Source organism: Candidatus Woesearchaeota archaeon, from assembly GCA_021735165.1.
GTDB lineage: Archaea > Nanobdellota > Nanobdellia > Woesearchaeales > 21-14-0-10-32-9 > JAIPET01.
Map to the genome: position 1 here is coordinate 12337 of JAIPHP010000007.1, position 14247 is coordinate 26583.

Annotated in this window: 14 protein-coding genes; 6 read left to right on the plus strand and 8 right to left on the minus strand. The window is 30.2% G+C overall.

Translation table 11 applies throughout. The features are described 5' to 3' along the window. Positions 1-58: 58 nt before the first annotated feature. Both K9L97_02550 and K9L97_02555 read right to left on the minus strand, forming a co-directional pair. The gene (locus tag K9L97_02550; GenBank protein MCF7871891.1) at positions 59-700 is read right to left on the minus strand and encodes a class I SAM-dependent methyltransferase; all 642 of its coding nucleotides are present in this window, start codon (positions 698-700) and stop codon (positions 59-61) included. Continuing rightward, positions 697-2244 (minus strand): ATP-binding protein, encoded by a 1548-nt coding sequence (locus K9L97_02555; protein MCF7871892.1) that lies wholly within the window; start codon positions 2242-2244, stop codon positions 697-699. Before K9L97_02555 ends, K9L97_02550 begins: the two co-directional genes overlap by 4 nt. A gap of 204 nt (positions 2245-2448) precedes the next feature. Here K9L97_02555 and K9L97_02560 point away from each other — a divergent pair, with 204 nt between their 5' ends. Together K9L97_02560 and K9L97_02565 are read left to right on the plus strand one after the other, a co-directional pair. Continuing rightward, on the plus strand, positions 2449-3174 hold the full coding sequence (locus tag K9L97_02560; GenBank protein ID MCF7871893.1) for a hypothetical protein: 726 nt from the start codon (positions 2449-2451) through the stop codon (positions 3172-3174). 107 nt (positions 3175-3281) lie between these two features. Continuing rightward, positions 3282-3425, plus strand: a complete 144-nt coding sequence (locus K9L97_02565; GenBank protein ID MCF7871894.1) for a hypothetical protein — start codon at positions 3282-3284, stop codon at positions 3423-3425. A 41-nt stretch (positions 3426-3466) separates the two neighbouring features. Here K9L97_02565 and K9L97_02570 read toward each other — a convergent pair whose 3' ends face one another. Both K9L97_02570 and K9L97_02575 read right to left on the minus strand, forming a co-directional pair. Continuing rightward, positions 3467-4303 carry a hypothetical protein gene (locus K9L97_02570; protein ID MCF7871895.1) on the minus strand — a complete coding sequence of 279 codons (837 nt, stop codon included), beginning with the start codon at positions 4301-4303 and terminating at the stop codon, positions 3467-3469. Between the two features lie 70 nt (positions 4304-4373). After that, entirely contained in the window at positions 4374-4661 is a 288-nt protein-coding gene (locus K9L97_02575) for a hypothetical protein (GenBank protein MCF7871896.1), read from the minus strand. Positions 4662-4733: 72 nt separating this feature from the next. On the opposite strand from K9L97_02575, the gene K9L97_02580 reads away from it, so the two are divergent. Then, complete coding sequence (locus K9L97_02580) at positions 4734-5477, plus strand: hypothetical protein (GenBank protein ID MCF7871897.1); 744 nt, start codon at positions 4734-4736, stop codon at positions 5475-5477. A 49-nt stretch (positions 5478-5526) separates the two neighbouring features. Here K9L97_02580 and K9L97_02585 read toward each other — a convergent pair whose 3' ends face one another. After that, positions 5527-6039: a GNAT family N-acetyltransferase gene (locus K9L97_02585; GenBank protein MCF7871898.1), complete on the minus strand. Its 513-nt coding sequence runs from the start codon at positions 6037-6039 to the stop codon at positions 5527-5529. A 101-nt stretch (positions 6040-6140) separates the two neighbouring features. Further along, the gene (locus K9L97_02590; GenBank protein ID MCF7871899.1) at positions 6141-7949 is read right to left on the minus strand and encodes an ABC transporter ATP-binding protein/permease; all 1809 of its coding nucleotides are present in this window, start codon (positions 7947-7949) and stop codon (positions 6141-6143) included. Between the two features lie 285 nt (positions 7950-8234). On the opposite strand from K9L97_02590, the gene K9L97_02595 reads away from it, so the two are divergent. Further along, entirely contained in the window at positions 8235-9608 is a 1374-nt protein-coding gene (locus K9L97_02595; GenBank protein MCF7871900.1) for a hypothetical protein, read from the plus strand. A 192-nt stretch (positions 9609-9800) separates the two neighbouring features. Then, complete coding sequence (locus K9L97_02600) at positions 9801-10427, plus strand: hypothetical protein (protein MCF7871901.1); 627 nt, start codon at positions 9801-9803, stop codon at positions 10425-10427. A 53-nt stretch (positions 10428-10480) separates the two neighbouring features. On the opposite strand, the gene K9L97_02605 is transcribed toward K9L97_02600, so the two are convergent. Further along, a complete protein-coding gene (locus K9L97_02605; protein ID MCF7871902.1) occupies positions 10481-11521 on the minus strand; it encodes a class I SAM-dependent methyltransferase in 1041 nt (346 codons plus the stop codon). Between the two features lie 92 nt (positions 11522-11613). Here K9L97_02605 and K9L97_02610 point away from each other — a divergent pair, with 92 nt between their 5' ends. Beyond that, complete coding sequence (locus K9L97_02610) at positions 11614-12444, plus strand: hypothetical protein (GenBank protein ID MCF7871903.1); 831 nt, start codon at positions 11614-11616, stop codon at positions 12442-12444. 1 nt (position 12445) lies between these two features. Here K9L97_02610 and K9L97_02615 read toward each other — a convergent pair whose 3' ends face one another. Beyond that, positions 12446-14191, minus strand: coding sequence for an ATP-dependent DNA ligase (locus K9L97_02615; protein ID MCF7871904.1), 1746 nt, complete (start codon positions 14189-14191; stop codon positions 12446-12448). Between the last annotated feature and the right edge of the window lie 56 nt (positions 14192-14247).

Consider the following 14247-nt stretch of genomic DNA (forward strand, 5'->3'; position numbering starts at 1 on the left):
GGTTTATTTTTAGTTTGCCTCAGAATTTTCGTAAGTTTTTTGGTGTTTATTGTGATTTTTACGGTTTTTGGACTATTGCTTCTATTGAATGAATTGTTATTTCTTTGTTTTCTTTTGTATAATGTGGTCTTTTTGTTTCTTTTATTTTTATCATCGAATAATTTTTTAATAGTTCTTCCATGTATTGTAGAGTGAATAAACGCATTTGCTTTCCTTGGTATTCGTAGAAATTTTCTTCTAATAATGTTCCTTTTTTGTATGCTGTGTTTTGTGTTGATTTGCATCTTATAAATAGCAGTCCATTTTTGTTTAAGGCAGTTTTTATTTTTGTTATTATCAATTTTGTTGTTGTGTCGTTGAAATAATGAATGCTTAATTCGGAGTATATTGCGTCGTATTTTCCAGTTATTCTTTTTTTTGTTATATCTAGTATTTTTGTTTCTATGTTTTGTATGTTTTCTTTTTGTATTTGTTGTCTTAGTTTTAATAGTGCGTTTGTTGAAAGGTCTATCGCGGTTACTTTATAACCTTTTTTCGCGAAGTATATTGTTTCTTGGCCTGCTCCGCATCCTATGTCTAACATAGTTTTTATGCTGTGTTGTTTCATTATTTGATTTGCTTCTTTTGCAAATTCTGATATTTCTTTTTTTGGGGGCAGTTTTTGTTTCCAGAAGTTGTTCCAGTATGCTTGTTGATTCATTTCAAACCTATCATGTTTATTTTTGTTTCTGATTTTGTTTCTTTTTGTTTTTGTATTTCTGTTTTTGCTCTTTTGTCAAAGAAAGGTATGTTTATTGGTAGTGCAAATTTTGTAAATGTGCTTGTTATTAGTGCTTCTCCTTGATCTAGACTCGCTATATTTCGGTTATCCTTTGTTAGATCTTGACTTGCGCTTTCTATTATTGCGGTTCTTTCTGTGTTCATTTCAGTTCCAAGTATTATTTTTGTGTTCATATTTGCTAGTATTTCTTTTGGTATTAGACTGGGTAGTTGCGTTAGTGCGCAAAGGCCTATTTTGAATTTTCTTCCTTCTCTTGCTATTGTTGAAAATATGTTTGGTCCTTTTTCAAGTGCTTCTTTACCTATAACTCTGGGTGCTTCCTCTAATACTATTGTTATTGTTGGTTTTTCGTTTAGTTGTCCTTTTGTGTTGTAATATTGGTATTTTTCTAGTATTTCTGTTGTTATTATATTTGCTATTAATAGTTCTTTTTGACCTGAGAAGTTGCTTGTGTCTATTATTACCGTTTTTCCTTGTTCTAGTTCTTTTTGTATTTCTGTCGTTGTAATTTGTCCAGCTTCTTTGCTGAATATTCCTGTTTCTGTTAGTTTTTGTTGTTGAGAATCCAAGTCCAGTATTATTTTTATTTTTCTTCTTAGTACTGCAAGGCTTAATTCATTTATTTCTTTATTTTGTGTTTCTTGAGTTATGTCGCTTGTTATTATTTGTTCTATCCAGTTTTCTTTGAATTTTTTGTAGTATATGTACATTATTTGTTTCTGAGGATTTGTCAGTTCTATTATGTCTAAGTGATGAGGCTTTATTTTTTTTATATTTAGTCTTAATGTTTTTTGTCCTTGCGATGTTTCTTTTGGCGTATAATATTTTATTTTGTCTTTTTCTGGATGATCTTTTAGTCCTATGTTATTTCTTCCATAGTATTCGTCGTGGGGATCAAATATTAGTTGCGCAGTTTTTTCGTTTGGGATGTTACTCCACAAAAGATTTTTCATAAGTACACTTTTTCCTCTTCCAGTAGTTCCTGTTATCAGTATATGGTGGCTTAATGTTTTTTCGGCGTTTAAATTTATGTGTATAGGTAGTTTTTTAGTGCCACTTCTTAGGTTTCCTATGAATAATGTGTTTTCTTTATTAGCCAGAAATTTTAGGTCTTGTTCTGTTGGTTCTCTTAATTTGTTGAATATCTCAGGCAAATTTTTTGTTGGCTCTGCTTTTTCATTAATAATGTTTACTAATGCTTTACATAAGGCAAGTTTATAGTTTCTTGTGTTTTTGTTAAAAAATTTTGATTGTATATTTTCTTCTAGTTCCATTCCGGATATTCTTTCTAAATTTTGTTGGCTGATTTGTGAACTAAAGAACATATCATATATTTGATATAGGGTTTTTGTTTGGTTTTTGTTGTCTGATATTAGAAGTTCTCCTATTTCTATTTCTTTGTCTGATTTTTGTCTAATTAATATCTCTCCAAATCTTCCACCTATTATTTGTGCTTTTTCCATAACTTTGTGGAGTTTGAATTCATATTTATAATTACTGGTAATGAATAATTATTTTTAGATAGTGAAGTGAAAGAATCATACGTATCTAAAGCTTTTAAAAAAACACATTCTAAGTCAAAATACTCTTGAAAAAAGTTCTTTTACTACTGATAAATAATAATCTTTCGAAAGATTTAAAAAAACAGATAAATTCTAAAAAATAAAATGAACGCAACAACTCAAAAAATAATAACTCAAAAAATAAAACCAAAAAAACCATATAAAAATATCAACTTGCAATTAGCAGGAATAGACTCGGAATTCCCAGAAGGCATAGAAAAATACATAATAAGAATTGAACATAAAGGAAAAACAATACAACACAAAACCCACTTCATATTCTCATCATTGATATACAACAATCTAGAATTGAATTTTGCAGTACACGAAAACCTAAATGGAAAAGCACATAACTACCAAACCGCAGAAGAACAAATAACAGAACTAGATGCCATAATAATTGGAGAAACTGTTTTAGTTCCAAAAACAGAACTAAGTTTAAACACAATAAAAGACTCAATAAAAATAACGAACTTACCCTTAATAAAATACTTGGCGATAGAAGACAAAATAGCGTCAACAGCATTAAAAACACTAGGAAAAAGAATACTACGAAAAACAATAGAACAAATAGCAATAGACGAAAAAGGAATATATTTAGCACTATTTCAAAATAAAGAAGAGAAATTAATAGCTGCTTATGGAACAAGCGAACAAATGCAAAAAACAATAGCACAATACAGCTTAGCAAACATAAACATAAAAACGTTATATACAAACATAGAAACAGAAAAAATAGAAAGAAACATAGATGAAATAAACAAAGTGATAAAAGAAAACACACTGCAAAGATCAAAATATCTAATAAAAACAATTTTCAAGTACAAATAATGAAAATCGCTCCTCTAAGTCCGCTAAGAAACTAGAACTTTCTGGCACAACAAAAATGAACGAACATTTACCCAAGACGAAGCTAAGAAGTGCTTAAGGGATTTGTAATGAATTATGAAATAAAATTTAGCAAAGTATTTAAAAAATCAATGAAAAAATTAAAAAAGAAAAATCCTGTACTGTTCAGACAAATCACTAAAAAACTTTTTTACATAATAGACCATCATGAAGATACATTAAATACAACTTAGTCTTTTTTCTAGATTACTCGTAGTTATTAAAGGCCCAATCATCAACTTAAACTTTTCTTTAAATGTTTGTCAAGTTTATTCAAATGCCCTAAAAACCTTTTTATTTGGTTTTCTGTGATCCCTGTTTCTGGTTCTGTGTAATCAATTTTTTGATAATCTGAAAATCTTTCTACCGGATTTAATTTTATAATTGATCCTCCGAATGAATTATGTCCATCATCATTTTTGACGATTTGATAATTTTTGGATTCGAAAAAATCCTTTATTATATTATCTCCATCCGGAGTATAGATTTTATTCAGATTGATGCCCGCAATGAAACCAGCGCACATACCAACAGGATTTAATTCTGTTATTCTTTTTAATGTCGGAAGTATAAATTCAAACGAAACATTATTATCATTCTTTTCAATTGAATATTTAAGTGAAATCCCAGGTAAAGCCATGTAACTTGAAGACAATGATCCTGAATAACCATCAACCTTTTTGTCAGTCTGAATATCTAGATTTTCCAGTTTATCATCTATTTTATTTTCAAAACTTTTGTAAGATTCAAATATTAAATTTGTTAATGATGAACGATTAGTTAATATTTGTTCTTTTTCATTGTCAAACTTAAATTTGACATGTATTTTTTCTGGTTCTGAAAAAAAATATTCTTTTTTCTCAGTTTCGACATCGAAAGTTTTATTTTTGTATTTATCTATGAATTGCTTTTCTGATAAACCAGATTTTTTTAATTCTTCTAGTAATAAGTAATTCTCAAAATTTTCATATTCATCTGTTTTATTTTGTAATTTGTTTGCTATTTCTCTTATTTTAATGTAATTTTCTCCGAATACCATCGTATCAATTGATTTACTTTTTCTTTTATTCATTTTTTTCACCTTTTTAATAAAAAGAGAAAAGGATTTCTCCTTTCCTCTTAACTTTCTTTGACACCTACAATCATACAATCCTATACGATCCATTATCAACTTCTTTTGCTATTCCAAGATACTCTCTTTGTTGTAAATCAAAGGCATATCTCCAGCACCCAGGACCTTTCTGGTTGTCGTACTTGTTTAGAGCTTTTGCATCAGCAGCAATTATTTTTTGACCGTTAACTGGAACTAAATGTAATCTGTATTTTCCATTGCTGAAAGTATTTTCTCTGATTAGGTCTGATATTTCTCTTATTTCACTTTCAACTTTTTTTCCTAACTCTTTGTATTTCCTGAATTTTTTGGGAATCATAAGACTCACCTCTTTTTATCACTATGTAGTACTAACATAATTATAAATACTGGTAGTAGTATTAAACTACTAATGAAAATAGAAGATTTAGAGAAACTAGGACTTTCTAAGACAGAAAGCACCCTATACTTAGCCATGTTAAAGCTTGGAAGTGCTGATGTAAAGACTCTAGTCTACGAAACTGGCTTTTTCAAAGCAAATACATATGATGCAATGGAAAAACTATGCGAAAAAGGACTAATTTCCAAAATAATTCAAAATAATGTAAGAACATACAACCTTGAAGACCCAGACACATTAATAGAATACATAGAAACAAAAAAATCAGAACTGGATGATAAAAAAAGACTTGCAAAGAAGCTGTCAGAGCAAGTAAAATTGTCAAAAGACAACATCCATAGCTCAGAAACCGCAGTAGTACTAAGAGGCATAACAGGAGTAAAGAAGATGCACAGAGACATGCTTGACGAAGGCAAAGATTATGTAAGTTTTGGAGCGCCAGAAGAATCAGACAAATTAATACCAGAATACTACTGGAGAAACATGCATAAAAGACAAGTAGAAAAAGGAATAAAAGCAAAATTGCTATTCAACAAATCATTAGAATACTGGAAAGACGCAATACCTCACAAAGAAATAGAATTAAGGTTCTTTGAAAAAGAATTCGAACCACTAACAGAGACAACGATATACGGAGATAAAGTAGCAATAACTGTTTACACAGAAAAACCAGTCGTTACATTAATCAAGAACAAACACATGGCAAACTCATACAGAGGAATATTTGAAATCTTATGGAAACAAAGTAAAAAATAAACACATATTTTTCATCAATATATAAATAATCTAACTTAATTATATTAAATTATTTAACTTTGGCATAAGATAAATCATCATAATATCTGCCATCCTTTTTGGTGCACTTTTTTCTAATTCCTTCTAATTCAAAACCGTTTTTTTCCAATACTTTTTTTGAAGCAATATTATATGCTCTTAAACCTGCTTCTATTCTTACTAATTTATACTTTTTAAACGCGTAATTAGTAATCAATTTAACCGCTTCAGAAACAATACCTCTACCTCGATATTTCTTATCGAGATTATAAGTAATAGCACATTTATGATTAGGAACAATGTGATGAATCGATATAGATCCTGCAAATTCTCCATCCACTTCTATGGCAAAATTTTCCGAGGTTTTATTTTTCTTTCTATTTTCTTTTATTGCAGACTCAATTTCCTCTATTGCTTGTTTTAAAGTTTCAGGATGACTTCTAAAATTCATAGCAGTTTCTTTATCTTGTTGAACTTCAAAATTACGTTTTGCATCTGATAATTTAGGATATCTTAAAATAAATTGTTTCGCTTTAATAATCATAGTTTTCACCAAATAAATTTTAAGCAAAATTATTTTTAAATATTACTAAAAAAAAGAAATAAAAAAAGTTATGCTACAACCGTGATCCGACTGCTGACAGTTCACTTTATATAGCCGCCTTTCTGAAGGTTCCAAAGTTTTTTGTACAATCCTTCCTGCTCTATTAAATCGTTATGAGTTCCTTTTTGTACCACTCTTCCTTTATCAAGCACAACAATCATGTCCGCTTTCATAATTGTTGAAAGCCTATGCGCAATAACTATGCTGGTTCTTCCTTCCATCAGATTCTCTAGGTCTTTTTGTATCTCATGTTCTGTTCCAGAATCAAGAGCAGATGTTGCTTCATCTAAGACAATTATTTTTTTATCTGCTAATATAGCTCTTGCTATGGATACACGTTGCTTTTCTCCTCCTGAAAGTTTAACGCCTCTTTCTCCAACAATCGTTTGTTCTTTGTTAGGAAAACCCGAAACTACTTTATCAAGCTGAGCAAACTTCATCGCCTTTAATATTTGCTTCTTATTCATGTTTCCATTACTAAATCCTATATTGTTCAAAATAGTGTCATCAAACAATACAGCTTCTTGAGGAACGATTGAAAGTTCTCCACGCAAAGATTCCTGTTTCACTTTACTTATATCGTATCCATCGACAAAAATAGTTCCCTTATTAATGTCATAAAGACGATAAAGTAATTTAATAAGAGTGCTTTTCCCAGAACCTGAAGGTCCAACTAAAGCAATCTTTTTGTTTGCAGGAATTTCCAAACTAAAGTCTCTTAAAACATATCTGTTCTTGTATTTGAAACATACATTCTTGAAACTGATGGTTCCCTTTTTGACCTTTAATTGCTTAGCATTATTAACATCCACAACAGTTTTCTGAGCCTTATAGTACTTAAACAAACTTTCAAAGTCAGCCATACTTCTATAAAAACCACGAAGACCATGATCAAAACCAAATAAATGACCAATCATAGTTTCAAACGAAGCATAAATAAATACCAAAGTGCCTATTGTTAAAGTTCCTGCAAGCATCTTTTGAATAGGGAAGTACAATAAGAAAAAAGTACCCAATCCTAATATCAAAGTATGACCTGCAGAGAGCCATCTAAAATAATTCCAATGCGCAAGCATTGTTTTTCTAGTAAGATCTCCGTACTTTAAATACCTTGATTTTATTTTTTCTTCTTTGCCAAAGTACTTAATACTTTCAATATTCGTAAGGAAATCACTAACCATTGCTTTTTCTAAATCCTCAGCATCATTAGCAGCCATATTAGCTGGTTGTTGCTTTTTGTTTATGTAAAAACTAAAAACTATGAATACCAATATTGTTAGCACCACTACTAAAGCCGAAAAAGGATCAAACAACATAATAGTTCCGCCGACAACAATAGTTTGGAAAAGCAAAGGTACGAAATTGAAAACGATTACATCTGTAAGTCTTTCAATTGCATTACCTCCCCTTATCAATCTGCTGATAAGAGAACCGGTTTTATTGCTTGTATGAAACTCATGATCCAAATGAACAACATGATTAAACATTTTTTTCTTTATATCAAGCATCATCTTTGTTTCAAAAATGTTAATTGTGTTCATCCAAATCCATCTAAAACCAGTCTGCAATAGTTTCAAACCAGCATAAACTAAAGCGAGAATCCCTAAAGTTCTGAGGAATTCACTTTGCACAATTTCTTTTGCTATAAATTTCGCTCCTTCATCAGTTAGAACTTTGAAAAGATAACTTTGCGCTGAATATGATGATTGAAAAAACAAAATCATCATTAACAATCCAAAAGCCATCCATTTGTAATTTCGAACTAACTGCCAATACATCTTCAAATTATATTTGAAATCAATTGGTTTATGCACTTCATTTTTTGAATTTTTTTTGTTTTTGTTTTTCATGGGAATCCCCCATTCACATTTGTCTATCGTTGAGCCATCTTATGCCTAGTTAAACCTAGGAGGCGTTCAAAAAATACAGAAAAAAGGTACACCTACCAAGCTTAATAACAAAGCATTCTTATCATTGCAAGTTTTGTAGGTGTCATTTTACCACTACAGGAATACAAATTATTTAAAAAGTTTTCGCAAAGTAAACAAAAAAACTTCTGTAATTTCCGGAAATATTACGAAAATAGCAATACAAAACGCAAAAATAATAAAAGAGAACAAAATTAACAAAAAATTATGAACACATGGGAAAAAGAATTTCTTGAAGAACAAAGAAAAAAATATCCAGGAATGAAAACATGGAAAAAAACAGTTTTAATAGGACTTCTTGCAACAGAAATATTTTTACTTGGAAACATTGAATGGAACCCATACAAAAAATTAAGAGAACAATTAAGAGAGATAAAACAAGAACTTCCAGATTTCAAAAACTACAATCCTCAAAAAACAGCCCTTGAACTAAACATAAAAGAAGCTAAAAACATTGCAGAGAACTCATATGAACTCTTAGAAGAAAAAATAGAAGGATGGATAAACTTAGCAAAAGTAGACGATAATATCAGAGTTGTTTTTGATAAGAATAATCTTTCAATAGTTGATACTGTGGAGGACTCCAGAAAAGCAAGAAAAAAGTACTTCGACTCACTTCCCGACTCAATAAGAAAAAATAGACTAACATATCTTGGAAGAAAAAGCAAACACGACAAAGCATACTATAAACTCGACAAATATAAATTAATATTTGAAACAATACTCTCAGACAATAAACTATCAGTCCTATACAAAAACATACCAAAAATAGAAACACTAGTAGCTGTTGCAACATCTAGCGTTTATGCACAAGGGTACTGGCAAATAATGAAAAGCGCTAAAGGAAACCTAGAAATAGACCGGATAGAAGATCAAAGAAATTCTCTTTACTTTTCTACAAAAAGAGCTTCTGAAATACTAAAAAGCAATGAAGCAGCATTTGAACACGAATCATTATCTGTAACCGCATACATAAGAGGGCAATATGGAGAAGCAAAAGAATTAGAAGAAGTATTAGGACTTGAAAAAGAAGGAAAAATATTTGCAGGATATTCAGAAATAATATTATTTCATCAACCAAACGATCTAAAAATATATTCAAAAGAGGAATTTGAAAAAAAATTCAAGAGAACAAACAAACTATGGGTTGAAGAAATAAAAGAAAATCATTACAAAATAACAAAGAATGATTCTTTACTTAACAAGTCATATCAAAAATACTTAGAAGATGTAAAAGAATTTCCTACAGATAAATACATAAAATCATTTTTTACATTCCACAATTTAGAAAGAGACTATATGAATATTTATATGAAATACCACGAATACTTAATGAACAAAAATTTCTTTTCAACAGCAAATTATTTTCCAAGACTTTTAGCATCACACTTTGAGCATGAAAGAGATTACAACAGAAAAATAGAACCGATATCTTATATGGAAGTAAAAATGAGAGGAAAACAACTCAAAGAAGCACTGAAAAATTCGGAAAATAGAGAATTAAACAGACACGTTAGAAAAAATATTGCAGAAACAGGAAACACACCAAGAGAGCTCACATTAATATTGCCCGGAGAATAATCAACTCTTATTCTGCCGATAATAAATATCTTCGACTTCTTTAAGAGTTATTATACCCCTGCATATAATTTACAAAATTTTAAATAAAACTGCCCCCTTCTAAAACGTTATGTTTGATAATCAGATCATAATGCATAAAGAAGCAAAAACAATTGACCAAAGACTAGAATTAGCAAAACAAACAATGAATACTTGATTTGGACTCTTGACGAACTTAATGATAGCATAATAAGCTTCAAGAATCATGTCACGAGAACAAAAGATAAACCAGATTATTTCTTCATATATGCAAATGAATTTAACGCATCAGGATTACTTTATCCACAAATAACTTACCAGACATGGATCTCAGATAAACCAAAAAACTCAATACCCGCAACAATACTACTTACACAATACGCAAGAGAGCTGATGCTTAATGAAAAATCAATAGTTATAGTAAAAGAAAAAGAGTTATTTGATGAGAACGAATCACTAATAGGTGTTTGGAAAGTTAATGAAAAACTCTTAAATGAGACCTACATAACTGCAAGCATTTCCTCAAAAAGAAACAAGGAGAAACTATCAATAGTAGAAGGAAACATATTTGCATACTTAAATGCACTTCAAAGAATAACAGCACAAAAAGAAAGCGACCTAAAAAAACTCACTAAAAAAATAACAGAACATCATTTTTCAAATAACAACTACAATAAAGATTTTGAAAGAAAAAAAATAGTTACCTCAAAGAACAACACATCTATAAAAACCAATTATAAAAATGTGATGTTTGAAAACTTTGGAAAAATAATTAGACAAGAATACAAAAAAGCAACCTGAAAATAATCAAGATTTCTTTTTCTTCTGCCGATAATATCTTCGACTTTTAAATCTTAAAAATAAATTTCTGTAATTGAATAATCTTTCATAGGAATATATTTCCAATCAAGACATTTAGGAATTGCTTTTTCAACAACATGCTTTGGCATAAGACCTGTTTCTATGAAAAGCTTAGGATGCCAACTCTTTTTCTGAATAGACTCGAATAATTCTTCATAAGCAACCATATCTCCATCAGGATGATAAACTGCAATTTGTGGCATGTGTTTTAGTTCATCATTATCGATTGATTTTAAGGTATAATCACTCTTCGAATCGCCATGACCCCACGGCAAATCAGATATTATGTAATTGGGTTCTACAGGCACATCATCTACATAGTTGCTAACAAAAAAATCTGCTATCTCTGTATTATGCTTCTTTGCATTTTGCTTTGCGATTTCAAGTGCTTTCTCACTAATATCCGATGCATAAATGCTTACGTTATCAACCTTGCGCTTAAGAGAAATAGCTATATTGCCGCAACCAGTACCCACGTCAAGTACTCTTTTTCCATCCAAGTTTTCATTTTGAATTAAATATTCAACTAATAATTCCGTTTCCTTGTTTGGCACATACGTATTTTTGGTTACTTTGAATTTTCTGCCCAAAAAATTTGCTTTTTCAAGCAAATATTCCATAGGTTCATTTCTACTTCGCCTTTTAAGGCAATCAACAAATTCTAAGTCATCTCCAAACCTTTTCCTTAACCTAGAAAAATCATCTTTACTCACAAAAGGATATTGTATTTGCAATTGTCTGTTGATAGTTTCATCTACAGTACTTTTCTTTAACTTCTCAATATTCTTGCTAACTTTATCGTTCAATTCATTAAATATTTCTAGTATATAATCATCAATTGTAATCTTTCTAAGCAGGCTGGCTGTAATTCCTAAAGCATAACTAATGCCTCCGCCAAGATACTGTAATGCGTGAGAACCTTCAACTGAAGCAGTATTCACTATCAATGCTAAGCCAACCATCTTCAAAGAGCCCTCAAAGAACCCTGGAATTTGTAAATAAATGCGCTCGTTTATTTTTTCTTTACGTGTCATTAAAAAATAGTAACTGCAAATAAATAATAAATATTTACTACAACTATTTTTGTAGCAAAAGGTTTAAATATTAAGACAATTATTCTCTATTAATGATAGAATTTTCGATACCGCAAAAAGGAGAAGAAACAAGAAATCTGAAAGACCTAGTATTCACATTACTAACCGAAGAGCACTCCTTAACAATAATGCAAATATATAATAAAATAAGAAAAAACTACAACATATCAATAACATACCAAGGAGTAAGAAAAGCTGTCGAATACCTACAAGAAAAAACAATTCTGGAAAAAACCAACAAAAAATACTCATTAAATCAAAAATGGATTATTAAATACAAATCATTTTTTGACAAACTAGCAACCAAAGAAGGAAAAAACATACATGAATTTAGCAGAGACATTGTAAAAGAAAATTATTCCATTTACACATTAAACAACTTGTTAGAATTAGACATGTTCTGGGGAGACATACTCACATATTTACCAAAACACTTAGAAAAAGATGAACCAAAAGTGGCAATAATGAAACCTAACTACTGTTGGTGGATGCTAATAAACCTTGGAAGAGAAACAAAAATATATGAAAATTACAAAAAACTGAAAACAAAATGGATTCTAACAAAAAACAATCCTTTAAATAAATGGGCAGCAAAAATATATGAAGATACAGGAGCAAAAATAAAATTCATAAAAGATGACAAAAGCAACTCAGACATAAACATAGTGGGAGACACAATAATAAAAGTCGATTACACAAAACAAATAATAAAAAAAATAGAAGAATTCTTCAAAAAATACAAAACAGTTCAAGAAATGAGCATGAAAGAAATAACAGAAATAGCTCATAAAAAATGCGAAATAAAACTAACAATATACAAAGATAAAGTATTCGCAGAAAACTTCAGGAAACTCTACTACTGAATCATTTCTTTTGACTATAGAACAAATCTTCGACTTCTTCCAAAGTCGCGATTTCTTCAGGTCTTCTATCAGATCTTAATAATTTCACACGAGGAAACCTTAAGGCATATCCTGAACTATAACCAGGACTCTTTTGTATTTCTTCATACTCAACGCTAATAACAACACCTGGTTTAACAGTAACTTCTCTTCCTTTCTCTTTGATAATATTTGGTTTTAGTAGTTCTGTGATTTCTCCAAAGCTTAAACCTTCTTCAGGTTTTTCTTTTAATCCAGTCCCTACATGTCCAATTTCTAAGAAGCCATCATCACTTTGAACACCTATTGTAAGAGATGTTATCCATCCGCTTCTTTTTCCTTTACCCCACTCACCCCCGAGAATCACTACCTCAAGAGGATCTTGGGCGCTCTTAAGCTTTATCATATATCCAACTCTTGAACCTGGTTTATAAATGCCATTAAGATTTTTAAACATCAACCCTTCATTACCTTGTTTTATAGATTCATCAAAAAATTCTTGAGCTTTCTCTTCAGAATCAGTTATTAATTTCTTTGAAAGAACTATTTTTTTCTTTTCCTGTGTTACAATCTTTTCTAATAGCTCTCTTCTCTCATTGAATGGTTTTGATAATAAATCTTCCCCATCAAAATAAATAATATCAAAAATGTTTAATTCAACAGGAAAATCCTTTGACATTTTTTCAATATCGTATTTTCTCTTAATTCTTTGGCTAATGCTCTGAAAAGGAGTATATTTACCCGTCTTAGAATCATAACCTGCTGCTTCGCAGTCTAAAATACAGGATTCTGCATCAACATTTTTCAAAACAAAATTTTTTACTTCGGGAAACTGCTTTGTTACTTCTTCCAATCTTCTAGTGAATATTGTGACAGAATTATTTTTCTTATGAATCTGCATCCTAAATCCATCGTATTTAAATTCTATAGCTGCAGGTTTACCCACAGTTTCAAATGCTTCACTTACAGTATTGACTTTCTGTGCAAGCATAACTTTCAATGGTTTTCCAACAATGATTTTTATTTTCTCTAATTCTTTTAATCCTTTCTTTGCAGCGACTGCAACTTTAGAAAAATCATTAATTTTATTCAGAGCTGACTGAACAGATTCCAACTGTTTATTGTATTCTTCTCTGTTTTCAGGAGTTATAGCATTTGTTTCTTCATCATAACCAGGGTTTATATTTGGAAGATACGCCCAAGCAATTGCATCTCTTAGTGTTCCTTCAGCAACACCAACTCTTAAATCCTGAAGAACAGTTCTTACAACATATTTTGCTTCTAAAGGTTTAGCACTAGTAAGAACTTTTGATATCAATTTTACTTTTTGATCAACACTACCCATACCTTCAAGTGATGCTAGTTTCTGTAAGTTGTTGAAAACTTCTTCAACTTCTAAATCCTGAGAAAATAATGTGTTTTGAGTTTTCTTTCCGCATAATTTTTCTGCTACTTCCCCCAAATCCCCTATTTTTTTCCACAAATCCTCTATATCTGAAACAGAATATCCTGTAGATACAGCTATCGCTTTTAAAACAAGCTTTGCAGCAACACCTATCTCCCTATCATCAGCATCAGTAAAAACTCTTCCTTGTAAGAGCATAATCACATACTCAAGTTCATTTTCAGAAGTTTCTTTTAATAAATTGGAGATTATATATGTCTTGTGAAGTCTTTTTGACGTATTTTCAAGCTTAGAATAAGCTTTTGAAAGTTCCACGTATTTCATAACATCAGGTCATTCTAATAGTTTATATATTTAATGAGAAATATTTATTTACTATA